The sequence below is a fragment of the Reyranella sp. genome, from assembly GCF_965229815.1.
Taxonomy (GTDB): domain Bacteria; phylum Pseudomonadota; class Alphaproteobacteria; order Reyranellales; family Reyranellaceae; genus Reyranella.
Window position 1 is genome coordinate 594,332 of the sequence record NZ_CBDDJN010000006.1, and the last position, 25,233, is coordinate 619,564.

29 protein-coding genes are annotated in these 25,233 nt (G+C 69.6%); 18 read left to right on the plus strand and 11 right to left on the minus strand.

Going from position 1 to position 25,233, the window contains the following annotated elements:
* Positions 1-81 precede the first annotated feature (81 nt).
* Entirely contained in the window at positions 82-654 is a 573-nt protein-coding gene (locus tag ACO073_RS14185) for an NnrU family protein (RefSeq protein WP_421998147.1), read from the minus strand.
* Positions 655-872: 218 nt separating this feature from the next.
* Here ACO073_RS14185 and ACO073_RS14190 point away from each other — a divergent pair, with 218 nt between their 5' ends.
* On the plus strand, positions 873-1,367 hold the full coding sequence (locus ACO073_RS14190; protein ID WP_421998149.1) for a hypothetical protein: 495 nt from the start codon (positions 873-875) through the stop codon (positions 1,365-1,367).
* 37 nt (positions 1,368-1,404) lie between these two features.
* On the opposite strand, the gene ACO073_RS14195 is transcribed toward ACO073_RS14190, so the two are convergent.
* The 4 genes from ACO073_RS14195 to bamE all read right to left on the minus strand — a co-directional run bounded on the left by ACO073_RS14195 (position 1,405) and on the right by bamE (position 3,818).
* A complete protein-coding gene (locus ACO073_RS14195; RefSeq protein ID WP_421998151.1) occupies positions 1,405-1,929 on the minus strand; it encodes a chromate transporter in 525 nt (174 codons plus the stop codon).
* Positions 1,926-2,498, minus strand: a complete 573-nt coding sequence (locus ACO073_RS14200; RefSeq protein WP_421998153.1) for a chromate transporter — start codon at positions 2,496-2,498, stop codon at positions 1,926-1,928. Before ACO073_RS14200 ends, ACO073_RS14195 begins: the two co-directional genes overlap by 4 nt.
* A complete protein-coding gene (locus tag ACO073_RS14205) occupies positions 2,495-3,445 on the minus strand; it encodes a hypothetical protein (RefSeq protein ID WP_421998155.1) in 951 nt (316 codons plus the stop codon). The genes ACO073_RS14200 and ACO073_RS14205 overlap by 4 nt, the downstream gene beginning before the upstream one ends.
* 85 nt (positions 3,446-3,530) lie before the next feature.
* Entirely contained in the window at positions 3,531-3,818 is a 288-nt protein-coding gene (gene bamE / locus ACO073_RS14210; RefSeq protein ID WP_421998157.1) for an outer membrane protein assembly factor BamE domain-containing protein, read from the minus strand.
* 123 nt (positions 3,819-3,941) lie between these two features.
* On the opposite strand from bamE, the gene ACO073_RS14215 reads away from it, so the two are divergent.
* The 4 genes from ACO073_RS14215 to ACO073_RS14230 all read left to right on the plus strand — a co-directional run bounded on the left by ACO073_RS14215 (position 3,942) and on the right by ACO073_RS14230 (position 7,206).
* Positions 3,942-5,138: a pyridoxal phosphate-dependent aminotransferase gene (locus ACO073_RS14215; protein ID WP_421998159.1), complete on the plus strand. Its 1,197-nt coding sequence runs from the start codon at positions 3,942-3,944 to the stop codon at positions 5,136-5,138.
* Positions 5,139-5,244: 106 nt separating this feature from the next.
* Positions 5,245-6,018 carry an ABC transporter ATP-binding protein gene (locus ACO073_RS14220; protein WP_421998161.1) on the plus strand — a complete coding sequence of 258 codons (774 nt, stop codon included), beginning with the start codon at positions 5,245-5,247 and terminating at the stop codon, positions 6,016-6,018.
* Positions 6,015-6,812 carry an ABC transporter permease gene (locus ACO073_RS14225; RefSeq protein WP_421998163.1) on the plus strand — a complete coding sequence of 266 codons (798 nt, stop codon included), beginning with the start codon at positions 6,015-6,017 and terminating at the stop codon, positions 6,810-6,812. Before ACO073_RS14220 ends, ACO073_RS14225 begins: the two co-directional genes overlap by 4 nt.
* A gap of 22 nt (positions 6,813-6,834) precedes the next feature.
* On the plus strand, positions 6,835-7,206 hold the full coding sequence (locus tag ACO073_RS14230) for a hypothetical protein (RefSeq protein WP_421998165.1): 372 nt from the start codon (positions 6,835-6,837) through the stop codon (positions 7,204-7,206).
* 10 nt (positions 7,207-7,216) lie between these two features.
* Here the strand turns inward: ACO073_RS14230 and mepA are convergent, their stop codons facing one another.
* Positions 7,217-8,047 carry a penicillin-insensitive murein endopeptidase gene (gene mepA, locus ACO073_RS14235; RefSeq protein WP_421998167.1) on the minus strand — a complete coding sequence of 277 codons (831 nt, stop codon included), beginning with the start codon at positions 8,045-8,047 and terminating at the stop codon, positions 7,217-7,219.
* Between the two features lie 128 nt (positions 8,048-8,175).
* Between mepA and ACO073_RS14240 the strand changes: the two genes are divergently transcribed.
* The 3 genes from ACO073_RS14240 to ACO073_RS14250 all read left to right on the plus strand — a co-directional run bounded on the left by ACO073_RS14240 (position 8,176) and on the right by ACO073_RS14250 (position 11,309).
* A complete protein-coding gene (locus ACO073_RS14240; protein ID WP_421998169.1) occupies positions 8,176-8,979 on the plus strand; it encodes an enoyl-CoA hydratase/isomerase family protein in 804 nt (267 codons plus the stop codon).
* Between the two features lie 2 nt (positions 8,980-8,981).
* A complete protein-coding gene (locus tag ACO073_RS14245; protein WP_421998171.1) occupies positions 8,982-9,818 on the plus strand; it encodes a TauD/TfdA dioxygenase family protein in 837 nt (278 codons plus the stop codon).
* A 171-nt stretch (positions 9,819-9,989) separates the two neighbouring features.
* The gene (locus tag ACO073_RS14250) at positions 9,990-11,309 is read left to right on the plus strand and encodes a hemolysin family protein (protein ID WP_421998173.1); all 1,320 of its coding nucleotides are present in this window, start codon (positions 9,990-9,992) and stop codon (positions 11,307-11,309) included.
* Between the two features lie 103 nt (positions 11,310-11,412).
* Here ACO073_RS14250 and ACO073_RS14255 read toward each other — a convergent pair whose 3' ends face one another.
* Genes ACO073_RS14255 through ACO073_RS14265 form a run of 3 tightly spaced genes read right to left on the minus strand, consistent with a single transcriptional unit; the run spans position 11,413 to position 15,908 of the window.
* On the minus strand, positions 11,413-13,833 hold the full coding sequence (locus ACO073_RS14255) for a penicillin acylase family protein (RefSeq protein WP_421998175.1): 2,421 nt from the start codon (positions 13,831-13,833) through the stop codon (positions 11,413-11,415).
* A gap of 32 nt (positions 13,834-13,865) precedes the next feature.
* Positions 13,866-15,023 carry a CaiB/BaiF CoA transferase family protein gene (locus ACO073_RS14260; RefSeq protein ID WP_421998177.1) on the minus strand — a complete coding sequence of 386 codons (1,158 nt, stop codon included), beginning with the start codon at positions 15,021-15,023 and terminating at the stop codon, positions 13,866-13,868.
* Between the two features lie 9 nt (positions 15,024-15,032).
* The gene (locus ACO073_RS14265) at positions 15,033-15,908 is read right to left on the minus strand and encodes a DMT family transporter (protein WP_421998179.1); all 876 of its coding nucleotides are present in this window, start codon (positions 15,906-15,908) and stop codon (positions 15,033-15,035) included.
* 28 nt (positions 15,909-15,936) lie between these two features.
* Here ACO073_RS14265 and ACO073_RS14270 point away from each other — a divergent pair, with 28 nt between their 5' ends.
* The 3 genes from ACO073_RS14270 to ACO073_RS14280 all read left to right on the plus strand — a co-directional run bounded on the left by ACO073_RS14270 (position 15,937) and on the right by ACO073_RS14280 (position 18,250).
* Positions 15,937-16,929 carry a YheT family hydrolase gene (locus ACO073_RS14270; protein WP_421998181.1) on the plus strand — a complete coding sequence of 331 codons (993 nt, stop codon included), beginning with the start codon at positions 15,937-15,939 and terminating at the stop codon, positions 16,927-16,929.
* Positions 16,930-17,124: 195 nt separating this feature from the next.
* Positions 17,125-18,120: a YheT family hydrolase gene (locus ACO073_RS14275; RefSeq protein WP_421998183.1), complete on the plus strand. Its 996-nt coding sequence runs from the start codon at positions 17,125-17,127 to the stop codon at positions 18,118-18,120.
* Positions 18,121-18,124: 4 nt separating this feature from the next.
* Positions 18,125-18,250: a hypothetical protein gene (locus ACO073_RS14280; RefSeq protein WP_421998185.1), complete on the plus strand. Its 126-nt coding sequence runs from the start codon at positions 18,125-18,127 to the stop codon at positions 18,248-18,250.
* A 9-nt stretch (positions 18,251-18,259) separates the two neighbouring features.
* Here the strand turns inward: ACO073_RS14280 and ACO073_RS14285 are convergent, their stop codons facing one another.
* Together ACO073_RS14285 and hemB are read right to left on the minus strand one after the other, a co-directional pair.
* The gene (locus ACO073_RS14285; protein WP_421998187.1) at positions 18,260-18,748 is read right to left on the minus strand and encodes an NUDIX hydrolase; all 489 of its coding nucleotides are present in this window, start codon (positions 18,746-18,748) and stop codon (positions 18,260-18,262) included.
* Positions 18,749-18,757: 9 nt separating this feature from the next.
* Complete coding sequence (hemB, locus tag ACO073_RS14290) at positions 18,758-19,768, minus strand: porphobilinogen synthase (protein ID WP_421998189.1); 1,011 nt, start codon at positions 19,766-19,768, stop codon at positions 18,758-18,760.
* A 97-nt stretch (positions 19,769-19,865) separates the two neighbouring features.
* Here hemB and ACO073_RS14295 point away from each other — a divergent pair, with 97 nt between their 5' ends.
* The 7 genes from ACO073_RS14295 (at position 19,866) to ACO073_RS14325 (ending at position 25,212) form a co-directional block, all read left to right on the plus strand.
* The gene (locus ACO073_RS14295) at positions 19,866-21,005 is read left to right on the plus strand and encodes an acyl-CoA dehydrogenase family protein (protein ID WP_421998191.1); all 1,140 of its coding nucleotides are present in this window, start codon (positions 19,866-19,868) and stop codon (positions 21,003-21,005) included.
* 112 nt (positions 21,006-21,117) lie between these two features.
* Positions 21,118-22,185 carry an enoyl-CoA hydratase/isomerase family protein gene (locus ACO073_RS14300; protein ID WP_421998193.1) on the plus strand — a complete coding sequence of 356 codons (1,068 nt, stop codon included), beginning with the start codon at positions 21,118-21,120 and terminating at the stop codon, positions 22,183-22,185.
* A 21-nt stretch (positions 22,186-22,206) separates the two neighbouring features.
* Entirely contained in the window at positions 22,207-23,088 is an 882-nt protein-coding gene (gene mmsB / locus ACO073_RS14305) for a 3-hydroxyisobutyrate dehydrogenase (RefSeq protein ID WP_421998195.1), read from the plus strand.
* Positions 23,089-23,095: 7 nt separating this feature from the next.
* Positions 23,096-23,782: a glutathione S-transferase N-terminal domain-containing protein gene (locus ACO073_RS14310; protein ID WP_421998197.1), complete on the plus strand. Its 687-nt coding sequence runs from the start codon at positions 23,096-23,098 to the stop codon at positions 23,780-23,782.
* Complete coding sequence (locus tag ACO073_RS14315; RefSeq protein ID WP_421998199.1) at positions 23,779-24,402, plus strand: HAD family hydrolase; 624 nt, start codon at positions 23,779-23,781, stop codon at positions 24,400-24,402. Before ACO073_RS14310 ends, ACO073_RS14315 begins: the two co-directional genes overlap by 4 nt.
* 1 nt (position 24,403) lies before the next feature.
* The gene (locus ACO073_RS14320; protein WP_421998201.1) at positions 24,404-24,931 is read left to right on the plus strand and encodes a MaoC family dehydratase; all 528 of its coding nucleotides are present in this window, start codon (positions 24,404-24,406) and stop codon (positions 24,929-24,931) included.
* A complete protein-coding gene (locus tag ACO073_RS14325) occupies positions 24,928-25,212 on the plus strand; it encodes a putative quinol monooxygenase (protein WP_421998203.1) in 285 nt (94 codons plus the stop codon). Before ACO073_RS14320 ends, ACO073_RS14325 begins: the two co-directional genes overlap by 4 nt.
* The last annotated feature ends 21 nt before the right edge of the window (positions 25,213-25,233 follow it).

Below are 25,233 nucleotides of genomic sequence, written 5' to 3' on the forward strand. Positions count from 1 at the left end.
CTCCGGGCTGACGAACGTCCGCGATCCTCGCCAGAATTGCGGCGGCTTGATGATCCGCCGACGCATCAGGCGTGCTGCAACTCAGACGGCAGCGACGCCGATCAGCACGTCATGCAGGGCGAGCAGCGCGACGTAGGCGACCGTTCCGATGAGGACCACGATCACGTCGTTGCGCCCGAACGATGCGACCGGCGACGCCCCGGCGTCGCCGCGCCGCTTGACGGCGATGCGATCGTAGACGGCCCACGCCAGCAGCGTGCCGAACAGGAGCATCGAGCCGACGTCGCCGTTCACCAGAAGATGGGCCAGCGCCCACGCCTTGACGGCGACCAGCATCGGATGCCGGAGCAGCGCCTTGATGCGGCCGGGCGGCGCGTAGGCTGCGGTCAGGGCGACGATGGCGCACCAGAGGAGCACCAGTGCGACGGGGTGGAGGAGGGTGAAGGGCGGGTCCCAGACCTGGATGTAGCCGGAAGTGCGATAGCGGGCGAAGCCCCAGACGATCAGCGCCAGGCCCACGGCCGCGACGACGGAGTAGAGGCCCCGGTAGGGACCCTCGCCCAGCCGCCCGATCACCGCAGCCCTGGGCGTCCGCAGGGTCGTAAAAGTGTGAATGCCGACAAACAGGACCAGGCCCAGGATCAAGATCGCCATGTGTTCATCCTAGCACGGCGCGCCAGTTGCCCACCGGGCGCCACGTTGGGGACATATCACCCCCAAGATTCGCGCGCCTGATGCAGCAACCCTCGTGGGGAGGGGGCGTTGGGACATTTGCGACCCGGGGGCCGCAAGGGGGCACGATGCGTCTGGTTCCATTGGTTTTTGCTTGCGTGATGATCGCCAGTGGGCCGGTTGGCGCCCAGGATCTCGCCGTGGCTTCGGCCAAGGCCGACTGTCCGCCGGGCGAGCCCGATTCGCTGGAGATCAGCTGGAACACGCCCTGCGATTCCGGGGACTGGCTGTTCGACACGCAGGCCGGATGCCGCATGTGGGACTGGCACCCGGCGCCCGAGGACAAGGTCGTCTGGAAGGGCGCCTGCCACGCCGGTCGCCCGGACGGCCAGGGCCAGGCCCGCTGGTCCGAGCACGGCCAGCCCATCGACCGCTTCGAGGGCACCTACCGCAACGGCCAGCGCGAGGGCGTCGGACGCTACGACTGGACGGACAGCGTGAGCTACGAGGGCGGCTATGCCGGGGACGTGCCGGAAGGCTACGGCGTGGTTCGCATCGGCCCGCTCGTCCTGCGCGGCACCTGGCACAAGGGGTGCCTGGCCGCCGACGGCAAGGTCGTGGCCATCGGCGTGCCGCGCGAGTCCTGTACCGCCCCGCCGGCGAGCGGCCAGCAGGTGGCCCAGAACCAGCCCTGATCGCACTCCATCGCGAGGGTGTCGCGGCCGGCCCCGCTCAGAGGAAATGGTCGGCGAGCCCGATCAGTCCCGAGGCCACGATCGGATAGGCGGGGTTGATCTTGCTGCGCAGCAGCAGGCCGAAGACGCCGATCGCCAGCGCGGCATAGAGGACGTTGGTCAGTGCGCCGCGGCCCATGATGATGGCGCCCGCCAGCACCAGCCCGACCGACACGGCGCCGAGCCCGGCCTGGATCGCGGGACGCCAGCGCCAGGTGGCGAGATGCGTCCACAGCCGGCCGATCCCGAAGGTGAGCAGGCCGGTCGGCAGGAAGAAGGCGATCAGCGCCACCGCCGCCCCGGGCAGGCCGGCGACCACCGCGCCGATCGACGCCACCATCATCATGTTCGGTCCCGGCGACAGCTGGCCCAGGCTGTAGAAATGCAGCAGGGTCGAGAAGTCGACCCAGTGATAGACGTCGACGGTGAGCGTCGTCAGCTCGGGGAACGCCGCCATGCCGCCGCCCACGGTCAGCAGCGACAGGTAGGCGAAGACGCCGGCGATATCGACGAGCTGCTTCATTTCGTCGACCGGTCGCGCGGGCGATGCCACCAGATGGCGACCGCGCCGGCCGCGATCAGCACATAGGGGACCGACACGCCGAAGCCGGCCACGGCGGCGGCAGTGAGGACCACGAACACGTAGTCGGCCGGGGTCTTCAGCACGCGGCTGCCGAGCTGGACCATCACCACGACGATCAGGCCGACGGCGCCGGCGGCGATGCCGTGCAGGAAGGCCTTCGAGGCGGGGTCGTCGCCGCCGATGCTGTAGGCGAAGGCGGCGCCGGTCATCAGCGCGGCGCCCGGCAGGCACATGCCCAGCGTGGCGACCAGCGCGCCCCAGCCGCCCTTGAGGCGGTCGCCGACCAGGATCGACATGTTGGTGGCGTTCAGTCCCGGCAGGGTCTGGCTGATCGACAGCAGCTCGACGAAGGTCACGTCGTCCAGCCAGCGCTGGCGCACCACCAGCGTGGTGCGCAGATAGCCGACCACGCCGCCCCCCAGGCTGGTGGCGCCCATGACCAGGAAGACCCAGAAGATCCTGCCGAGGGACGGCCGGGGCGGCTCCGGCGAAGCGGACGAGTCGGTCATTCGTGGGCCTGCGGAGGATTGCCTCTCAGCCGGTAGACGGCGCCGGTCTTGGTGGTGGTGAGCGCCAGCCAGTCGCCGGCCGTCTGTTGCAGCTCGATGAAGAAGCGCTCGCAGGCCTCCAGCGCCTTGCGGTTGATGCCGTCGGGCCCGTCGAAGCGGAGCTGGTAGGCGAACTCGCCGACGAAGGCGCGATGGTCGCCGCGCGAGCGCCACAGCGACAGGTTGGCCGTCGATCGCGCGTGATGGCCGAAGTCGAGCTGGCAGATGTCCTGCAGCAGCTCCTCGACGATGCATTGGTTGACCAGGGCGACGTCCTCCGGACCGTCGCAGGCGACCGATTCGAGCGGCGGGAAGAGATGCTGCAGCTCGCCGAGGGTCATGTGGCCGAGCGAGGCCATGGCCAGCCGGTCGGCCTCGGGCGCCTGGCTCAGCCCGAACTCGACATTGTGCGACAGGAGCCGCCGCACGCCGCCGATATGTTCCTTGAGCGGCAGCAGCTCCATCTTGAACTTGATCTTGTAGGCGCCGGAGATGCGCGGCCGCACGTCCATGGCCTGGGCGGTCTCCATGTCCTGCGTGCGGAACTTGAACACGATCTCGGGGTCGGCGACCGGGAAGCCGTCCTCGTAGGCGATGCGCCGCCGCACGATGAAGGCGTGGTTGTACAGGTGGAAGTCGCCGGTATCGAGGAACAGCACCTCGCGCACTTCCGGGCGTTCCTGGAGCCTCGGCGCATGCTCGTAGCCGACGCCGGTGACGTCGGCGGCGCGCTCGACCAGCCGGGCGAACTCCTTGAAGACGCGGGCGGAGGTGAAACGGTCCGGCTTCAGGATCAGCTTGCACTGCAGGTAGCCGATCTCGTCGAAGCGTCGGCCGTCGGCGTAGGTGCCGTCGCGGCGCTCGGCGAGCCACTCCGGCAGCATCATGCCCTGGGTTTCGCCAGCCATACCCTCTCCCCGGAACGCAGCGTATCGCGGGCCCTTGTCCCTGTCATCCGGCCCCCGTCATCCAGCCCCAGTCATCCGGCCCTCGTCATCCGGTGGCCTCGCCGTCGACCTTGCCGAACGAGTCCAGCTTGCCGTCGTCGTAGCAGACGAAATAGCGCTCGGAGATCGACCACGGCGTGCGGCTCCAGAAGTCCTTCGTGAGCGAGTAGTACGCGCATTGCTTGCCGGGCGCGTGCGCCACCGTGTCGGGCTCGCCCATGATCGGACGCACCTGAGCGGGCGTCATCCCGGCCTGCAGGCGGTCGACGTTGCGGATGGGCGCGCCGCAGGCCGCGAGCAGCAATGCCGACAGCACGAGAACCGAGCGCTTCATGGTGAAACTCCCCGACGCGGTGGGCTGTGTCGCCAGCAATAAGCCAAGCTCGGCCTCGCCGGCAACAATTGTCGGGCAGGGCCTCGGCTGGCGGAAGACCCGGCGATGCGCTACCTCCAGCGCATGCAATCCGTCCCCCGTTTTCACGCCGACCGGCTCGGCGCGTCGCTGAGCGGCGACATCGCCGGCCTGTCCGAAACCCCCATCGCCGAGGTCGCGATGAGCGTGTTCGGCGATCCCGATGTCGTGCCCCTGTGGTTCGGGGAGAGCGATCTCGCGACGCCCGGTTTCGTGCGCGCGGCGGCGGCGCGCGGCCTCCAGGACGGCGAGACGTTCTACACCTGGCAGCGCGGCATCCCCGAGCTGCGCGAGGCGCTGTCGGCCTACACCGAGCGCCTGTACGGCATCAGCTGCCCGGTCGACCGGATCTCCGTCACGACCGGCGGCATGCAGGCGATCCTGCTGACCTGCCAGTTGCTGCTCGATCCGGGCGACAACATCGTCATCGTCTCGCCGATCTGGCCCAACATCACCTCGGCTGCCCGGCTGGTGCGCGCCGAGCCGCGCTACGTCGCCCTCGAACGGCGCGACGAGGGCGGCTGGACGCTCGACCTTCAGAAGGTGTTCGACGCGGTCGACGACCGCACGCGCGCGATCTTCGTGAACTCGCCGGGCAACCCGACCGGCTGGACGATGACGACCGACGAGCAGAGGGCGCTGCTCGCCTTCGCGAAGGAGCGCGGCCTGTGGATCATGGCCGACGAGGTCTATGCCCGCCTGATCTACACCCGCCCCGTGGCGCCCTCGTTCCTCGAGGTTGCCGGGCCCGACGATCCGCTGATCGTGCTCAATTCCTTCTCCAAGCCCTGGGCCATGACCGGCTGGCGCATCGGCTGGCTGACCCATCCGGCGGCGCTGGGCGAGCAGTTCGCCAAGCTGGTCCAGATCAACACGTCGGGCGTGCCGCATTTCCTGCAGCGCGGCGCCGTCGCGGCCCTGGAGAAGGGCGACGGCTTCGTCGAGGAGATGGTCGAGCGCTGCCGGGCCGGCGGCGAGCTGGTCTTCCAGCGCCTGTCGGCCCAGAAGCGGGTCACGATCGCGCGGCCGGAGGCGGCCTTCTATGCCTTCTTCTCCGTCAACGGCGTCGAGGACACGATGGCCTTCTGCAAGACGCTGGCGTCGACCTACAAGGTCGGCCTGGCGCCGGGCGAGGCCTTCGGCCCCGGCGGGCAGGGCAACGTGCGGCTGTGCTTTGCGTCGGGCGCAGAGCGGCTGAGCAAGGGGCTCGATCGCATCGAAGCCGCGATCAAGGCGTTGTAGACTGCAGGAGAGCGGGAGGACGGCCAAGGCCGTCGCCCCCAGGGTGAAGGAAGAGGGACCTTCGCCTCGCGCGCAGACGTCCCTCGCTGCGCTCGGAAAGACGGTCGTGCTGGCATCCCCCTCGATAGAAGTGAGTCACCTGCGCAAGGTCTACGGCCAGGTCGTCGCCGTCGACGACCTGACCTTCGCCGTGCCGGGCGGCACCGTGCTCGGCCTGCTGGGCGGCAACGGCGCCGGCAAGACCACGACCATCGCCATGCTGCTCGGGCTGCTCGAGCCGACGGCCGGCGACATCCGGGTGCTCGGCATCGACATGCGCCGGCGACGCTACGCCGCCCTGCCGCACATGAATTTCTCGTCGCCCTATGTCGACCTGCCGCACCGCCTGACGGTGCGCCAGAACCTGCTCTTCTATGGCCGCCTCTACGGCGTGCCCGGGCTCGCGGACCGCATCGCCGAGATCGCCGAGCACATGCAGGTGACGCCCTACCTCGACCGCCAGACGGGTAAGCTGTCGGCTGGCCAGAAGACCCGCGTGGCGCTGGCCAAGGCGCTGATCAACAAGCCCGAGGTGCTGCTGCTCGACGAGCCGACGGCGTCGCTCGACCCCGACACGGCCGACTGGGTGCGCGGCTATCTCGAGGACTACCAGCGCGCCAACCACGCCACGATCCTGCTCGCCTCCCACAACATGGCCGAGGTCGAGCGGCTGTGCGACGACGTCCTGCTGCTCCAGGCCGGCCGGATGTTCGATCGCGGCAGCCCGCGCGAGCTGGTCGAGCGGTTCGGGCGCGAGGACATGGAGGAGGTGTTCCTCGACATGGCGCGCGGCCGCGGGCGCGGCCTCGACGCGCTCGGCCACAAGGAAGCGGCATCGTGAGCGGCTCGGCGGGACGGATCCATGCCCTGGTGATGCGCCACATCCAGCTGTGGCGCAGCTCGGTCATGCGGCTCATCGATTCGATCTACTGGCCCGCCGTCCAGATGGTCATGTGGGGCTTTCTTACGCAGTTCCTGATGCCGCAATCGTCGTTCGTCGCCCAGGCCGCCGGTGCCCTGCTGGCCGGGCTTCTGCTGTGGGAGATCGTCCTGCGCGGCAACCTCTCGCTGTCGATCGCCTTCCTCGAGGAGATCTGGTCGCGCAATCTCGGCCACCTGTTCGTGAGCCCGATCCGTTCGTGGGAGATGGCGACCGGCATCATCATTGCGGCCCTGCTGCGCACGCTGCTCGGCCTGATCCCGGTCTCGCTGCTGACCTGGGCGTTCTTCGGCTACTCGATCTACACGCTCGGCCTGCCGCTCGTGGCCTTCTTCGTCATCCTGCAGATGTTCTCCTGGTCGGTCGGCCTCGCCATGTCGGGGCTCGTCATGCGGGTGGGGCAGAGCGCCGAAAGCTTCGCCTGGGCGGGCATCTTCATCATCATGCCGGTGAGCGGCGTCTACTATCCGATCAAGGTGCTGCCGGGCTGGCTGCAGGTGATCGCCCACGGCCTGCCGACCTCGTATGTCTTCGAGGGCATGCGCGCGATTCTGACCGAGAAGGTGGTGCACTGGGACCAGCTCGGCTTCGCCTTGGGCCTGTCGATCGTGTATCTGATCGTCGGCTTCCAGGTCTTCCAGTGGTTCTTCCGGTCGTCGCGACGGGCCGGCAGCCTGCTGGGGCAGGGCGAGTGACGGCACGCAATCGGAGGGGAGCATGATGAAGCGATTTCTGGCGGGAGCGGCCGTGGCGGCCGGACTGTCGGCCTGCGCCAATCCGCAGGACCAGCCCAGGCCCGACGTCTGGACGGTGAACTACAACGTGGGCTTCGACAGCATGGTCGCCTGCCTCGCGGCGCCGGCACCCGCGGGCTACCAGGTCTATCCGCCGGGCTACCCGGAAGCCGGAATGGCCCGCATCGTGTTCATGCCGGCCAACACGCCGCAGGCGCGCTCCGAGTACGTCGTGCTGAAGATGGTCGGGAACGTCAGCCAGGTGAGCTGGCGCCGGTTCGGCCAGGTGGGCGGCTACGACTGGCTGGACAACGAAGCGCGCCGCCGCGCCGACAACTGCAGCCGCAACCTCTGATCGGGGCCGCTCAGCGCGCCTTGAGCACGGCCTGGCAGGCCGGCGGCAGCTTGGGGCGGTAGGGTGCCTGCGGCGTGCCGGGCGGCGGCAGGCGCACGGGCGGCCGCGAGAACCAGAGTTCGAGCGGCTCGCCGCAACCGTCGTCGCTGTAGTAGCGGGCCTGCGGCTGGCATTGCGGATTGCCGGGCGGGCAGGACAGGCGGACGTGGAAATGCTCGTCATGGCCGGCCCACACGACGATCTTGTTGAGCCATTTTCGATCGCCGCCGACTGTCTCGCACAGCCGCTGCTTGATCCACTTGTTGACGAAGATGCGGTCGACACCGGGCGCCATCGCCGCCATGTGCAGCACCGTCACGTGCTGGGCGTTGAACACGTTGTCGTCGATGCCGGCGTCGTCGGCGCGCACCAGCGAGCGCAGCCGCGGGTTCTCGCGCTCGGCCGGAGGCCGTGGCGGCCCGGGCTGGCGCTCGAACCAGATGTCGACGTCGAGACCGGTCTGGTGGCTGGCATGGCCGCTCGGGGCGGGGCCGCCGCGCGGCTGGCCGATATCGCCGATGTAGAGCGGCGCCTGGCCGGCGTTGCGGACCTGCTGGGCGAGGCGCTTGACGAAATCGAGGGTGGTGGGCTGGCCCCAGTAGCGATTGCGGCTGACCCGGATCGCCTCGTAGCCCGGCCCGTCGAGCGGCAGCGCCTGGGCACCCTGCAGGCAGCCGGCGGTGTAGAAGCCGATCGACTGCGTGGGGCCGGGCGCCGGAGTCGTGACCTGACCCCAGTCCTGCGCCGCCGCCGTGCCGGCCCATGACAGCGCCGCGAGCAGCCAAACTACCAAACGCTTCATCCGGCGAGATTGGCCGATCCGCGCCGGGCTGTCATCCGAGGCGGCCGGCCGGCGCGTGCCGCCGGCCCTTTCGCGCATCGGTCAGGGTGCCTCGCGTCGCCGCGGAGGACGGTGCTAGATGGCCGGCCATGGCCGACTACGCCAACATCCGGGTCGAGCGCGAGGGCGCGGTGGTGCGCCTGGTGCTGAACCGGCCGGACCGCCGCAACGCGCTGACCCATGCGATGATGCTGGAACTCGAGCGGGCCTTCACGGCGCTGCGGGACGACGCGTCGTGTCGCGTGCTGGTCCTGCGCGGGGCCGGCGGGCATTTCAGCGCCGGCGGCGACCTCGACGCCATGGCCGACATGCCGCCGCGCCCGGCAGACGGTACCGCCGATCCGCTGGTGCCGGCCTACCGCCAGTTCGGCTCCGCCCTGCAGGCGCTGAACGGCCTGCCGCAGGCCACGATCGCCGTCGTCGAGGGCTCGGCCGTCGGCGGGGGCTTCGGCATGGCCTGCTGTTCCGATGTCGTGGTGCTGCACCAGAGCGCCCGCTTCGGGATGCCCGAACCCAAGGTCGGCTTCATTCCCTCTCAGATCCTCCCCTTCGTCGTCCGGCGCATCGGCGAGGGTGCGGCGCGTGACCTCGCCGTCACCGCGCGCGTGATCGATGCGGTCGAGGCCCATCGGCTGGGCATCGGCCGCCATCTCTGCGCCGATGGCGCGAGCCTCGAGCGCACCCTGAAGGGCCTCGTCGACGACATCCTGCTGCTGGAGCCGCAGGCCGTTGCGACGGCCAAGCGGCTGGTGCTGGCCTGCGCGAGGGAGGATGATGGGGCGGTTCTCGACGATGCCGCGAGCAGCCTGGTCGGCCTCCTGCGCCGGCCGCAGGCGGCCGACGGCATCCGGCATTTCATGGCCCGCACGCGGCCGCCCTGGGCGGGGAAATAGACATGCGCAACTATCGCCACATCGAGGTCAGGCCGGTCGCCGGCGCCCTGGGGGCCGAACTGGCGGGCGTCGACATGGCGCGAACGCTGGACGACGAGGTCGTGGGCGAGGTGCGGCAGGCCCTGCTCGACCACCTGGTCATCTTCCTGCGCGACCAGCGCGCGACGCCGCAGCAGCAGGTCGCCTTCGCGCGCCGCTTCGGCGAGCCGATCGAGTATCCGCAGCTCAAGGGTCTGCCCGAAGCGCCGCTGATCACCGCCGTCGTCAAGCTCGAGCACGAGCGCAACAATTTCGGCGGCATCTGGCACTCCGACACGACCTACCTCGCCGAGCCGCCGATGGGCAGCATGCTGCTGGCGCGCGAGGTGCCGCCCTACGGCGGCGACACGATGTTCGCCAACCAGTACCTCGCCTACGAGGCGCTGTCGGACGGGCTCAAGGCGACGCTCGACGGGCTGGTCGGCGTCAGCTCCTCGGCCAAGGCGGAGGTCACGAAGACCCGCGAGGACCGCATGAAGTCGGCCGGGGCCGCGCTCAAGGTCCTGACCGCCGAGCATCCGCTGGTGCGGACCCATCCCGAGACCGGACGCAAGGCGCTCTACACCTCCGAGGCCCACACGCTGCAGATCAAGGGCTGGACCGAGAAGGAGAGCCTGCCGCTGCTGAAGTTCCTGTGGGAGCACCAGACGCGAGCCGAGTTCACGTGCCGGTTCCGCTGGGAGCCCGGGTCGCTGGCCTTCTGGGACAATCGCTGCGCCATGCACAATCCGATCAACGACTATCACGGCTTCCGACGGGTCATGCACCGCATCACCCTGGCGGGCGACCGTCCGCGCTAAAACATCGAGCGTTCGGTCGGAATCGGCCGAGCGCTCGATGCCGAAGGCGGGGCTGCCCGACTTGATGCGCTTCCGATCAAGCGCGACCGCCAACGCGGTCCCGATTGATCGCAAGCCGCTGTAGATCGGACGGTCACACAGCGCGGCCTCCTCATCTGCTATGAAGGGGCCATGTCCGAGCTGATGGGCCTACTGGCTGTCTTCGTCCTGGTCGCAGCGAATGGCTATTTCGTTGCCGCCGAATTCTCCCTCGTGGCCGTGCGCCGCAGCCGTGTCGCCGAGCTGGTGGCCGCCGGGCGCATGAACGCCAAGGCGCTGGAGCGTGCCCTCGACCATCTCGACGCCAACCTGGCGGCGACCCAGCTCGGCATCACCATCTCCTCGCTGGGCCTCGGCTGGATCGGCGAGCCGGCGATCGCGCACCTGATCGAGCCGGTGCTGGCGCGCCTCGTCGGCCCCTCCGTGGCGGGGATAGGCGCCTATGCCATCGCCGTGGCCGTGGCCTTCATCGTGATCACCGCGCTGCACATCGTGCTGGGCGAGCTGGCCCCCAAGAGCCTGGCGCTCCAGCGCAGCGAGGCCACGGCGCTGTGGATCGTGCGGCCGCTCGCCCTGTTCCTCTGGCTGCTGCGTCCGGCGATCTTCGTGCTGAACGGGCTCGGCAACCTCGTGCTGCGCCTGTTCGGCCTGCAGCCGGGAACCGGCGAGGGCTCCCTGCATTCGGCCAGCGAGCTCAAGCTGCTGGTGGCCGAGAGCCAGGAGGCCGGGCTGCTGCAGGAGGCGCAGGAGGAGGTGGTCGTCCGCGCGCTCGACATCGGCACCCGCAACGTCGGCGAGATCATGACGCCGCGCACCGAGGTCGACTGGATCGACGCCGGCGACGACCGCGAGGAGATGCGCGCCGCGATCGGCCGCAGCCGGCACTCGCAGCTCCTGGTGGGACGGGGCTCGATCGACGAGCTGATGGGCGTCGTGGCCAAGCAGGACCTGCTGGGCCAGGCGCTGGCCGGGCGGGAGATCGATCCGCTGGCGGTGATGGGTCAGCCCGTGCTGGTCCACGAGACGATGCCGGTCTTCAAGGTGCTCGACCTCTTCAAGCAGGCGCCGGTGCGCCTCGCCGTGGTGGTCGACGAGTATGGCGGGCTCGAGGGCATCGTCACGCCCTCCGACCTGCTGGAGGCGCTGGCCGGCGACCTGCCCGATGCCGAGGACGAGACGCCGGACATCGTCGAGCGCGCCGACGGCTCGCTGCTGATCGACGGCATGGCGGCGGCGCGCGACATCCTCGAGCGCCTGGAGCTGAAGTCGCGGCCGGGCAACGCCGCGTTCCACACGATCGCTGGTTTCGCGCTCGCCGAATTCGGCCGCCTGCCGAAGGTCGGCGATTCCTTCGTCTACGACGGCTGGCGCTTCGAGGTGGTCGACATGGACGGCCGCCGAATCGACAAGCTGCTGGCGCAGCGCGAGGAGCCCGGCGAGGTCATCAACTGAAAACGGGATCGCCAGCCGCGGCTTTCACTCCTCATTGGACCGCGGACCTTCAGGTCCGCGCTCCGATCTTCACAACCTTTCCGTGGCGCTCCGCCAGCGGCCCCTAGTGCGCCGGTGGCGTGAGCGAGAGCGTACCGATGGCGCCGCGGCCGAGCTCGCCGCGGGTGCCGGTGATCTCGATGTAGGAGAGGTTCTGCCAGCCGGCCAGGAAGTTGCGGGCCCACGGTGACAGCATGTTTCCCGACTGGCCGAGCGGCATGGCGAAGCGGCTGTTGTCGAGATCGCTGAAGTCGTAGATGCCGCGGTAGCCGGCGCCGTGCACGGCGTCGAAGGGCCGCGCGCCCCGGTAGGAGGGCAGGGCGCGGTTCAGCGTCTGGCCGCCGCCGTCCGACGGAAAGCGCACCGAGGCGATATCGCGCAGCAGCGGCACGGCATCGAACAGGGGATGGCGGTGGGCGGCCTCGTGCTCGGCGCCCCATTGCCACGTCTCCATGTCGCGTCCCTGGCGCGAGGAGATCCAGGCGAGGGCGCGATCGAGGGCGATCGCGACTGCGTCCTCGCAGGTCTCGGTCTGCCGCGTGCCGCCGTCGTCGCACCAGCCGGGCTTTTCCTCGATGATGCGCTTCATCAGCGGCACGTCGGGCGCCTCCATCGAGCGGAACAGGTCCTCGCCCAGCTCGTCGGCGAGCAGGCCGCGCTGGAGCTGCCAGATCCAGGCCGTGTAGATCAGCGGCTCGGGCCGGCTGGCCAGCATGAAGCGGTTCCAGCTCGACAGCATGGCATGCGCCTTGGCGGCCCGCGCGTTGCGCGGCGCCCCCTTGAGCAGCAGCGGCAGCATGTCGTCGGCGTCGAGGGCGAGATTGTCGGCCTGCATGACGATCATGCCGTAGACCGGATGGCGCTCGACCTCGTGCAGCAGCTGGCCCGCGCGGCGCTGGCGGTAGGGCTCGCCCCAGTCGCGGCTGATGAAATGGCGGTAGTCGTCGGGCACCAGCCTGGCATTGGCGTTGACGATGATGCCGCCCGGCGGGTTGTAGACCCGCGGCAGCTCGTCGAACGGCACGAAGCCCGCCCAGTCGTACTCCGACGTCCAGCCGGGAACCGGCATCGAGCCGTCGCCCTTGCGCCGGATCGGCACCCGCGCCGGGGCGATCAGGCCGATGTTCCCGGCCGTGTCGGCGTAGACCATGTTCTGCATCGGCGACACGATCCGCCGCGTCGCCGCCAGGAACTCCTCCCAGTTCTGCGCCAGGCCGACCCGGGCGAAGCCCTCGGCCGAGGTGTCGGCGGCATCGAGCGCCGTCGCCTGCAGGGCGAGCACGTGTCCCTGCGGCGTCAGCTCGTTGCTGCTGCGGCCGACGAAGTCGTCGACCACCGGCCCGTGCCGCGTCTCGCGTACCCGCAGCGAGACCGGCTCGCCCCACAGGACGTTGATGGTCTCCTCGCGCACGGCGAAGGGACGCGGCCCGTCCGGCGTGATGTAGCGGTTGGGATCGGTCGGGTCGACGCGCTCGACGTAGAGGTCCTGGCTGTCGAGGTTGGTGGTCGTGAAGCCCCAGCCGATGCTGGCATTGTGGCCCAGGATGACGGCGGGCGAGCCCGGCGAGGTGGCGCCGCGGATGTCGAAGCCCGGCCCGACCAGGCGGGCGAGATACCAGGTGCCGGGGAAGCCGAGGGACAGGTGCGGGTCGTTGGCGAGCAGGGGCTTGCCGGAGACGGAATGGGCACCCGACACGACCCATTCGTTCGAGGCCTCGCGCTTGCGCGTCGCGATATTGTCGGTCTTGCGGTAGAGCCGCTCGAGGTCGGTGCCCTTCAGGGCGTCGATCATCATCGACAGCGTGGCGTCGCGATTGTCGCCGGGCGGCGCGGTGAGGAACTTCACGCCGTCGACGCCGATCCGCTGCGCCAGGCGCAGCCGCAGCAGCTCGGCGCGCCAGTTGCCGTCGAGCCCGAGCGCCATCAGCTTGGCCCAGACGAGGGAATCGGCGGGGCGCCAGGGCTCGGGATGGTAGGAGCCGCCCGACAGCAGCTTGATCAGGGTGAGCTCGAGGCCGAACTGCTGCTCGGGATCGCGGATCCAGGCGTTCACCCCGGCGGCATAGCCATCGATCATGCTCCGCACGCCCGGCGACAGCGCGTTCACGCTCTCGCCGGCGCGCCGGTAGAGGCCGAGGCCGCGCATCGTCCGGTCGGTGTCGACCAGCCCCGTTCCCACGAGCCGGGCCGGCACGATCTCCGACAGGCGCCCCTGGCCGAGGCGGCGCATCAGCTCCATCTGCCAGAAGCGGTCCTGGGCGTGGACGTAGCCGAGCCCGAAGGCCGCATCCTCGAGCGAGCCCGCGATGATGTGCGGGACGGCGTGCTTGTCGCGAACGATCTCGACGGGCGCCCGCAGGCCCCGGCCCTCGACAGGGCCGCTGTAGGGGGGCAGGGCGCCGCGGACCTGGAAATAGGCCCCGGCCAGGAAGACCAGGATGGCCAGCACCGTGCCGGCCAGGACCTTGCCCAGTCGCACAGCCACGCGGGTGAGCCGGCGCACGGTCGGCCCTGCGCTCAGCCGCCGATGAAGGAAAGGATGGAATCGCGGTCGTGATCGAGATCGGGCGCCGGCCGGCGCGTCGCCGGATCGTCGAAGGCCGACATCTTGAGCGGATTGCCGGCCAGCTTCAGCGTGCCGCCGCTGCCGTCTGGCACCTCGATCAGCATGTTGCGCGCCGCGACCTGCGGATGCTCGAGCGCCTGCTTGATGTTGTTGATCGGTCCGGCCGGGACGCCTGCCTTGGCGAGGATGGCGAGCCAGTGCGCCGTCGTGTTGCCCTTGAGCACCGATTCGAGTGCCGCCTCTAGCCTGTGATGATGCTTGAGGCGCAGCGCATTGCTCTTGTAGTCGGCGTCCGCCGCGATGTCGGGCCGGCCCAGGGCGTCACAGGTCTTGACGAAGAGGCCGTCGTTGCCGGCGGCGATGATGATGGCGCCGTCCGAGGTCTTGAACGCCTGGAAGGGCGTGATCGTCGGATGGCGCGCGCCCAGCGGCCCCGGGATCTCGCCCTCGACCGTGTAGCGCATGACGGCGTTCTCGAGCAGGGCGATCTGGCAGTCGAACATCGCGATGTCGACCTTGGTCGCCTCGCCGGTCTTCAGCCGGTGAACCAGCGCGGCATTGACGGCGACCGCCGTGAAAAGGCCGGCGCCGATGTCGCCGATCGACATGCCGACGCGGCTCGGCGGCTGGCCCTCGTTGCCGGTGATGCTCATGATGCCGCCCATGCCCTGGACGACCATGTCGTAGGCCGGGTCCTTCGAGTTCGGGCCGCTATGGCCGAAGCCCGAGGCCGAGGCGTAGATGAGCTGCGGGAACTTCTTGCGCAGCGTGTCCCAGCCGAAGCCCAGCTTCTCCATCGTGCCGGGGCGGAAGTTCTCGACCACCACGTCGGCCTTGGCCAGCAGCTTCTCGAAGATCGCGCGGTCGGCCTCGGCCTTGAGGTCGAGCGCGATGCTCTCCTTGCCGCGGTTGACCGAGGCGAAATAGGTCGACCGTCCGTTCACGAAGGGTCCGTAGGCCCGGGCATCGTCGCCGCCCTTGGGCGGCTCGACCTTGATGACGCGGGCCCCCATCTCGGCCATGAGCAGGGTGCAGTAGGGGCCGGCGAGGATGCGCGACAGATCGATGACGAGGACGCCCGACAGAGGGCCCTTGGTAGTCTGGGTCATGTCGGGTTCTTAGCCAGTGGCCCGGCGCGAATCCAGCCAGACGTTTGCCGCAGCGGCGCCGATCACGATCGCGCCACCGATCAGGGTCAGGTCGTCCGGCTTTTCGCCATCGAACAGCCACACCCAGAGCGGTCCCAGCACCAGCTCTAGCAGGCCGAGCAGGGCGGCACGCCCGGCCGGGATGCGCCGCAGGCTCGCCATGTAGAGCAGCAGGCCTCCGGCCAGCTGGCCGGGGCTGAGCGCGAGCAGCCAGGGAAGCTGGCTCCAGGTGATCGCTTCGGGCCGGGCGAACGGCAGGGCGACGAGGGCGGAGATGACGCCGGCCAGCCAGATCGCCGGCGCCATGCCGACGTCGCGGCGGTGGCGGACCACGACATAGTTGCCGCTCATGCACAGGACGACGATGCCGGCCACCGCCATGCCGGCCAGCCCCCCGGCCTTCAGCGATCCCGCGACGCTGATCGACAGGCCGATCAAGGCGGTCAGCATGGTGACGATCGTGTGAACGTGCAGCGGCTCGCCGAGGAAGAGCCGGGCCAGCAGGGCGGTGATGAAGGGCGTCGCGCCGAACATCAGCAGCACGTTGGCGACCGGGGCGAGGCCCAGGGCCAGGATGAAGGCGACGAAGCTGCCGGCCAGCAGGACGGCACTGGCCACCAAGGCCACGCCTGCGTTGCGTGCGTCGATCAGCGCCCCCCGGCGCTGCCAGACGAGCAGCGGCAGCAGGGCAGCCACGAGCAGGGCGGATCGCCAGAACGAGACGTCCCAGGCCGGCATGTCGAGCCGGCGAACGATCACGCCCGCCGTGCTGAACATCGTGGCCGCGCCGACGGCGCACAGCACGCCCAGGGCAGCGGAACTCTGGGAAAGGCCGTGCGTTTTCATGACAAGAAACTGTGAATACGGATTCGACGTGCCTCCGTCCATCAATTCCCTCGAACTGCCGCGGTTTCGGCCGCGCTTTCCCTGGTGGGGGGCAGATCTTCAGACCATCGCGGTCCTTCTCGGCGGTCATGAGACCGACCTGTCGCCGCACACGAGCGAGCGCCTGTGCTTCTGCATGGCCGACCGCAGCGGTGACATCCTGGTGGGCATGCTGGACCGTCCCGCCGTTCCGCAAGCCGACCGGCCGCTCGCCATCCTGGTCCACGGCCTCACCGGCTGCGAGAACAGCTCGCACGTCCTGAACGGCGCGCGCCTTCTGCTCGACCTCGGCTACTGCGTGCTGCGCCTGAACCTGCGCGGCTGCGGCGCCTCGCGTCCCCATTGCCGCGAGCACTACCATATCGGCCGCACCGCCGATTTCCGCTGCGTGCTCCAGCAGCTGCCCGACGACCTCACGCACAACGGCGTCGTGGCGGTGGGCTATTCGATGGGCGGCGCGATGCTGCTGAAGTACCTGGGCGAGGAGGGCGCCTTCTCGCCACTGCGGGCCGCCGCCACGATCTGCGCGCCGCTCGACCTTGCGCTCACCGCGCGGCACATGAACAGGCGGCGCAACTGGCTTTACCACAACTACCTGCTGACCGACGTCAAGAAGGAGACGCTTACGCCGGCCGGCGTGCTGGACGACGAGGAGCGCGAGACCGTGCGCTCGGCACGCAGCCTGCGCGACTACGACGAGCGCTTCATCGCGCCGCGCTACGGTTTCCGCGATGCCGACGACTATTACGCGCTGTGCACGCCGCTCACCTACATGCCGGAGATCCGCGTGCCCACGATGGTTCTGGCGGCGCGCGACGATCCCTGGATCCCGGCGTCGTACTACCGGGAGTTCAAGTGGTCCGACAATCCGGCGCTGCTGGCCGTGATGGCAGAGGGCGGCGGCCATCTCGGCTTCCACACCGCCGGCAGCGACCGGCCCTGGTGCGACACGGTCCTGGAGAAATTCCTCGAGCGGGTGTGATTCGTTTTCCAACCACCGCTCTCATATTCCCCTCCCCCGCGAGGGGGAGAGGTTAGGTGAGGGGGCATCGACGAACGCGAGTCACCCCCTCACCCATCCTCTCCCCCTAGCGGGGGAGAGGAGCATGAAGTTCAGCGCGTGAGGCGAGGGCCTGACGATGGATGATCGGGACCGAAGCCCCGCTATTATCCACGGGTGACTCTCGCCCCAACCACCGACTTCCCGCCCTTCCGGCCACGCTTCCCCTGGTGGGGCGCCGACCTGCAGACGGTCGCCAACCGCTTCCGCCGCCAGCTGCCGGCGCTCGCCGCGCACCGGACGCGCCGCCTGTCCCTGGTCCTGCCCGACGGTACCGGCGATACGCTGCTCGCCTGCCTCGACGAGCCGGGCACCCCGCGGCCGGGCGCGCCGCTTGCGATCCTGATCCATGGCCTGACCGGCTCGGAAGACAGCGCTTACATCCTGTCGATGGCGGGGCTGCTGCTCGACCGTGGCGCGCGCGTGCTGCGGCTCAACCTGCGAGGCGCGGGCCCGTCGCGCGCCCTGTGCGGCCAGCACTACTATGCCGGTCGCAGCCAGGACTTCCGCGCCGTCCTGTCGGTGTTGCCGGAAGCGCTGACGCGGGACGGCGTCGTGGCCGTCGGCTACTCGCTGGGTGGCGCCATGCTGCTGAAGTATCTGGGCGAGGAGGGCGCTTCGACGCCGCTCCGCGCCGCCGCCACGGTCTGCGCGCCGATCGACCTGGCCGCCACCTGTTTGAACATGATGCGGCCGCGCAACCGGCTCTATCACCGCTACATTCTCGGGCAGATGAAGGTGGAGGCGACCGGCGAGGGCGCCATCGTCTCGGCCGCCGAGCGCGCGGCCATCCTGGCCGCCGGTACCGTGTGGGCCTACGACGACGACTTCATCGCGCCGCGCTACGGCTTCGCCAGCGCCGAGGACTACTACGACCGCTGCCGGCCCACCCGATTCATGGCCGCCATTCGCGTCCCGACGCTGGTGCTGGCGGCGCTGGACGATCCCTGGATTCCGGGTCCGCTCTATCGCAGCTATGATTGGGCCGGCAACCGGTCGCTGACGCCGCTGCTGCCTGCCGCGGGCGGGCACGTCGGCTTCCATGGTGCGGGCAGCCGCCAGCCCTGGAGCGACCTCGTCGTGGCGAGGTTCCTCGAGCATGTCACACGTTGATCCGATGACCCTGATCATGGGTGTCGCCTCCCTTATGGCGGCGCTGGTCCTGGCCTGGCGCGCCTATCGCGGCGCCGCCCGGTACGAGGCGCAGAAGAAGCGCGAGAGAGAAGAGGACGATCGCCGCTAGAGCGGGCTGTCAGAGGATCGCGAGCGGCTCGTCCGGCGGGCCGTCGCGCAGCAGTGCCTGCAGGCGCGGCGCGAGTTCCCGCGGCTCGAAATGCTCGGCCGAGGCCGCGATCTCGTCGGCCGGCCACCAGCGATGGCCGAGGGTCCAGCTGCGCTCGCGCTCGTCGAGGCCGGACGTGTCGATCTCGGTCCGGCTCGTGCGGGCCAGGAAGAAGCGCTCGCGGTGCAGCACGTCCTTGCCGCGCCAGCTCATGCGGCGCTCGCGCTTCCACACCCAGTGCACCGGTCCGTCGACGGTGAGCGCCGTCTCCTCGCGCGCCTCGCGGACGGCGGCGTCGGCGAAATCCTCGCCGGGATCGACGAAGCCGCCGATCATCACCCAGAAGGGATCGAAGTGCGGGTTCGCGGGGTCGAAGACGCCGGGATCGTGGACGTTGAAGAGGAACAGGCGGTCGGCCGGATCGAGCAGGATCAGCCGCGCCGAGGGACGCTCAATCATGCGCGGCGGTCACCGGGCCTTGAGGAGCTTCGCCGCGTCCACCGCGCCGTAGGTCAGGATGCCGTCGCAGCCGGCGCGCTTGAAGCCGGTCAGGGTCTCGATCAGGACCTTGTTCCAGTCGAGCCAGCCGCGGTCGGCGGCGCCCCGCAGCATCGCGTACTCGCCGCTCACCTGGTAGGCGTAGGTCGGCACGCCGAACGCGTCCTTCACCCGGCGCACGATGTCGAGGTAGGGCAGGCCGGGCTTGACCATCACCATGTCGGCGCCTTCCTCGATGTCGAAGCCGACCTCGCGCAGCGCCTCGTCGGAGTTGGCGTAGTCCATCTGGTAGGTCTTCTTGTCGCCCTTGAGCGCGCCCGAGCTGCCGATCGCGTCGCGGAAGGGGTTGTAGAAGGCCGAGGCGTACTTGGCGGCGTAGCTCATGATCTGGGCGTGGATGTAGCCCCTGTCGTCGAGCGCCTTGCGGATGGCGCCGATGCGGCCGTCCATCATGTCCGACGGCGCCTGAACGTCGGCGCCCGCCTCGGTCTGGACGATCGCCTGCCTGACCAGCGCCTCCAGCGATTCGTCGTTCTGGACGTAGCCGTCGCGCACGATGCCGTCATGGCCGTCGCTGTTGAAGGGATCGAGCGCCACGTCGCAGACGATGCCGAGGCCCGACACGTCCTTCTTCACGGCGCGGATGGCGCGGCAGACGAGGTTGTCGGGATTGTAGGCTTCGCGCGCGTCGGGCGTCTTGGCCGCCGGATCGGTCTCGGGGAAGATCGCCACGGCCGGAATGCCGAGGTCGCGCGCCGCCTTGGCGGCCTCGACGAACAGGTCGACCGACAGGCGGTCGACGCCGGGCATCGAGGCGACCGGGGTGCGCTGGTTGGTGCCTTCCTGGACGAACACCGGCCAGATCAGGTCGTCGACCGACAGCCGGTGCTCGGCCACCAGGCGGCGCGACCAGTCCTCGCGCCGGTTGCGCCGCAGCCGCGTCGTCGGATAGCGGCCGAGAGTCGAGAAGCGCTTCGCCATGGCGGGGTCTTATGGCGCGATCCGCCGATAGCCGCAATGCGGCTTGTTTGACCGGCATCTTTGACTGGCATCGGCCCCCCGATATGATCGCGCCGCCATGGATTTCCGCCTTTCCGAGGACCAGGAAGCTTTCCGCGACACGGCCCGCCAGTTCGCCACCGAGCGCATGCTGCCCGAGGCCGCGCGCTGGGATGCCGACAAGGTGTTTCCCGTCGAGGCCCTGCGCGAGGCCGCGGCGCTGGGCTTCGGCGGCATCTACGTGCGCGACGATGTCGGCGGCAGCGGCCTGTCGCGTCTCGACGCGGCGCTGATCATGGAGGAGCTGTCGGCCGCCTGCCCGAGCACGGCGGCCTACATCTCGATCCACAACATGGCGGCCTGGATGATCGACGCCTTCGGCGACGACGACCAGCGCCGGCGCTTCCTGCCCAGGCTCTGCTCGATGGAGCATTTCGCCAGCTATGCCCTGACCGAGCCCGGCGCCGGCTCCGACGCCGCGGGCCTCGCGACGCGGGCCGAGCTCGACGGCGACCACTATGTCGTGAACGGCACCAAGGCCTTCATCTCGGGCGGCGGCCGCAGCGACCTCTACGTCGTGATGCTGCGCACCGGCGGCAAGGGCGCCGGCGGCATCTCGACCCTGGTGGTGGAGAACGGCACGCCCGGCCTCTCGTTCGGCAAGCAGGAGCAGAAGCTCGGCTGGAACAGCCAGCCCACCGCCGCGGTGATCTTCGAGAACTGCCGCGTGCCGGTCGCCAACCGGCTGGGGCCGGAGGGCCACGGCTTCAAGATCGCCATGGCGGGCCTCGACGGCGGCCGCATCAACATCGGCGCCTGCTCGCTGGGCGGCGCGCGCGCCTGCCTCGAGACCGCGTCGCGCTACGTCGTCGAGCGCAAGCAGTTCGGCCAGGCGATCGCCGACTTCCAGGCCACCCAGTTCAAGCTTGCCGACATGGCGACCGAACTCGACGCGGCGCGGCTGCTGATCTGGCGAGCCGCCTCGCTGCTCGACGCCAAGTCGCCGGAGGCGACGCAGGCCGCCGCGATGGGCAAGCGTTTCGCCACCGACGCGGGCTTCCGCATCGTCAACGAGGCGCTGCAACTGCATGGCGGATACGGCTACTTGAAGGACTTTCCCATCGAGCGCTATCTGCGCGACCTGCGCGTGCACCAGATCCTCGAAGGCACCAACGAGATCATGCGCGTCATCATTTCGCGACGGCTGCTGATGGGCTAGGCACGACGGTGGAACGGGTACCCTGTCATCCCGAGCGCAGCGAGGGACCTTTGAGTCGCGAGGAAGTCCTTCGCTGCGCTCGGGATGACAGCAACGATTTGACGGAGAGTGAATGTCTGAGTCCGAGATTCTGTTCGAGGTGAAGGACGGGCTGGGCGTGATCACGCTGAACCGGCCCAAGGCGCTGAACGCGCTGTCCTACGGCATGATCCTCGAGATGGAGAAGGTCATCCCGGGCTGGGAGAAGGACCCGGCGGTCAAGGCGGTGATCCTGCGCGGCGCCGGCGACCGCGCCTTCTGCGCCGGCGGCGACGTGGCGGGCCTCTATCGCGAGATGCGCGACGATCCCAAGGGCACGCTGCGGCGCGACTTCTTCCGCGACGAGTACATCGTCAATCGGCGCATCTACCGCTACGCCAAGCCGTGGATCTCGCTGATCGACGGGATCAACATGGGCGGCGGCGTCGGCCTGTCGGCCCACGGCTCGCACTCGGTGGCGAGCGAGAAATTCCTGTTCGCCATGCCGGAGACCACGATCGGGCTGTTCCCCGACGTCGGCGGCGGCTACTTCCTGACGCGCCTCAAGGGCGCGCTCGGCACCTTCCTGGCGCTCACCAGCCACCGGCTGAAGGTCGCCGACGCGATCTGGGCCGGCATCGTCGATGCCCACGTGCCGAGCGCCCGCATGGACGAGCTGCAGGCCGCGCTGGGCGCCGCCGACCTCGCCGGGCCGGACGCCAACCGCAAGGTCGACGCCGTGATCGCCCGCTTCAGCGCCGATGGCGGCATGCCGACGCTGCCGTCGCTGATGCCCGACATCGACCGCTGCTTCTCGGCCGAGACAGTGGCCGAGATCGAGGCCAAGCTCAGGGCGCATCCGGGCGAGTGGGCCGCGAAGCAGCTCGCGGCGCTGCTCAAGCTCTCGCCGCTCTCGATGGCGATCACGCTGGAGCAGCTCAGGCGCTGCGCCAACCGCTCGTTCGAGGACGTGATGACCATCGAGTACCGCATGTCGCAACGCTGCATGCAGGCAGGTCACGACTTCTTCGAGGGCGTGCGCGCGCTGCTGATCGACAAGGACCAGAAGCCGCAGTGGAACCCGCCGTCGATCGACGGCGTCACGCGCGAGATGGTCGAGGATCATTTCAAGCCGGTCGCGAACGACCTGTTCTTCGACTGACATCCTGGGAGGGAGGACGGCATGGCGAAGATCGCCTTCATCGGTCTCGGCAACATGGGCGGCCCGATGGCCGCCAATCTCGTGAAGGGCCAGCATCAGGTCATGGCCTTCGACCTGACGGCGGCCGCGGTCGACGCGGCCGTCGAGAAGGGCGCCCGCAAGGCCGCCTCGGCGGCGGAAGCGGTGAAGGGAGCGGAGATCGTCGTCACCATGCTGCCGGCCGGCAAGCACGTGCGCGGCGTCTACGAGACCGACGTGCTGCCCAACGTCGCCAAGGGCACGCTGCTGATCGACTGCTCGACCATCGACGTCGACAGCGCCCGCCATGTCGGCGAGCTGGCGGCGAAGGCAGGACTGGAGATGGTCGATGCCCCGGTGTCGGGCGGCGTCGGCGGCGCCACCGCCGGCACGCTCACCTTCATGGTCGGCGGCACCGATGAAGCGGTCGCCAAGGCGCGGCCGATCCTCGAGAAGATGGGCAAGAACATCGTCCATACCGGCGCGCCGGGCTCGGGGCAGGCGGCCAAGATCTGCAACAACATGATCCTCGGCATCACCATGATCGGGGTCGCCGAGGGCTTCCTGCTCGGCAAGCGGCTGGGGCTCGACGTGCAGAAGCTGTTCGACATCGTGTCGACCTCGTCGGGCTCGTGCTGGGCGGTGAACAACTACCTGCCGCTGCCCGGCCCGGTGCCGGCCTCGCCGGCCAACCGCGACTATCAGGCCGGCTTCAGCGCCGACAACATGCTGAAGGACCTCAAGCTCTCGCAGCAGGCGGCCCAGACCTCGGGCGCCAGCACGCCGATGGGCGCCGAGGCGGCGCAGCTCTTCAACCTGTTCGTCAATGCCGGCAACGGTGCCAAGGACTTCTCGGGCATCGTCAAGATGCTCGAGGGGAAGTGAGCCGCGCATGATCACGCTCTACGACCTGCTGCTGCAGGACGATCGCCGGGCCAGCCCGTACTGCTGGCGCATCAAGCACGTCCTGAAGCACAAGGGACTCGCCTGGCGCGACGAGCCGGTGGGCTTCACCGAGAAGGAGAAGATCGCCTTCGCCCAGTCGAACACCGTGCCGGTGCTGCACGACGGGCAGACGGTGGTGAAGGACAGCTGGGCGATCGCGCGCCATCTCGACGCGGCCTATCCCGATAAGAAGCTGTTTCCCGACGAGGCCGCGCTGGCCTACGCCCAGTTCGTGGCCGGCTGGGTCGACACGGCTGTGCAGCCGGCCCTGTTCCCGATCATCGTCGGCGACCTCTACGGTCGCGTGCGCAAGGAGGACCAGCCGTACTTCGCCGAGACCCGCGGCAAGCGGCTGGGCACCACCGATTTCGCCGGCTTCCAGGCCAAGGCACGCGACAAGGGCGTGCCGGCCTTCCGTGCCGTGCTGGAGCCGGCGCGGCGCATGCTGCGCGAGCGGCCGTTCCTCGGCGGCACGCAGCCGGCCTATCCCGACTTCGCCCTGATCGGCGCCTTCCTGTGGGCCCGCGTCGCGAGCCCGCTGGAACTGCTGGAGGCCGACGACCCGGTCGCGGCGTGGCGCGAGCGCATGCTCGACCTGCACGATGGAATGGGCCGCAAGGCCAAGGCGGCGTGAAGTACGACGCGGTCGTCTTCGACCTGCTGACGGCCCTGATCGATTCCTGGACGCTGTGGAACGACGTGGCGGGATCGCCGGAGACCGGCCTGCGCTGGCGCCGCCGCTATCTCGAGATCACCTACGGCCGCGGCGCCTACCGGCCCTACGAGACGCTGGTCCGCGAGGCGGCGGCCGATAGCGGGCTGCCCGCGTCGCTGGGCGAGGCGCTGGAGCGACGCTGGGACGAGCTGCGGCCCTGGCCGGAGGCGCGGGACGTCCTGGCCGGCCTGCGGGTGCCGCTCGGCGTGGCGACCAACTGCTCCGTGCGTCTCGGCGCGCGGGCGGCCGCCGCGGTCGGCGTGCCGTTCGCGACGGTGGTGACGGCCGAGAGCGCCGGCTTCTACAAGCCGAGGCCCGAGCCCTACCGCGCGGTGCTGGCGGCGCTCGGCACGGCGCCGGCGCGCACCCTGTTCGTCGCCGGCTCGCCGTCGGACGTGCCGGGAGCGCAGGCCGTCGGGATGCCGGTCTTCTGGCACAATCGCATCGGGCTCGCGGCGCCGGCAGGCGCCCAGCCGCAATACCATGCACCGTCGCTCGAGCCGCTGGCCCGCCTGTTGGCGGCCGGCGGCGAGGGCTAGGATGAGGAAACAAGAGGAGGAAGCCGTGGCTGAAGCCGCCCCATTCCGGCCCGAGGAGCATCGCTTCGGGCCGACCCACTGGTTCGAGGACCTCGCGGTCGGCCAGACGTTCTACATCAACTCGCGCACGCAGACGGAATCGATGTTCGCGGCCTTCCAGCTCGCGAGCGGCGACAATCATCCGATTCATTACGACCGCGAGTACTGCCGCGCGCGCGGCCACCGCGACATGCTGGCCCACGGGCTGCAGGTCGCCATCCAGGGCGCCGCCGGCGGCGGTATCTTCCCGCACGTGATCGGCGACGCGCTGGTCGGCTTCCTCGAACAATCCTCGCGCTTCCTGAAGCCGGTCTATTGCGGCGACACGCTCTATCCGATGCTCGAGGTGACGGCGCTCAAGCCCGGGCGCACGACCGGCGTGGTCACCATGAAGCTCACCATCCACAACCAGGCCGGCGTGCTGGTCTGCGACGGCGAACACAAGTACCTTGTGCGCAAGCGGCCGGAGGCCGGAAGGGAAGGGTCATGATCGGCGTCATCGCCAAGCTCACCATCAAGCCCGGCAGCAACGCCGATTTCGAGGCCACCATGAAGGCCTTGCAGGCGAAGGTCCGGTCCGACGAGCCCGGCAACAAGCTCTACGCCCTGCACAAGACCGACGACGCCAACGTCTATGTCATGCTGGAGCGTTACGAGGACCAGGCGGCGCTCGACGCCCATCGCGCGGCGCCGCACTTCAAGGAGCTCGGACGGAAGCTCGGCGACTATCTCGCCGGCCGCCCCGAGGTCCAGGTGATGCAGGAGGTCTGACGCCGGCAACGGCGCGATCGG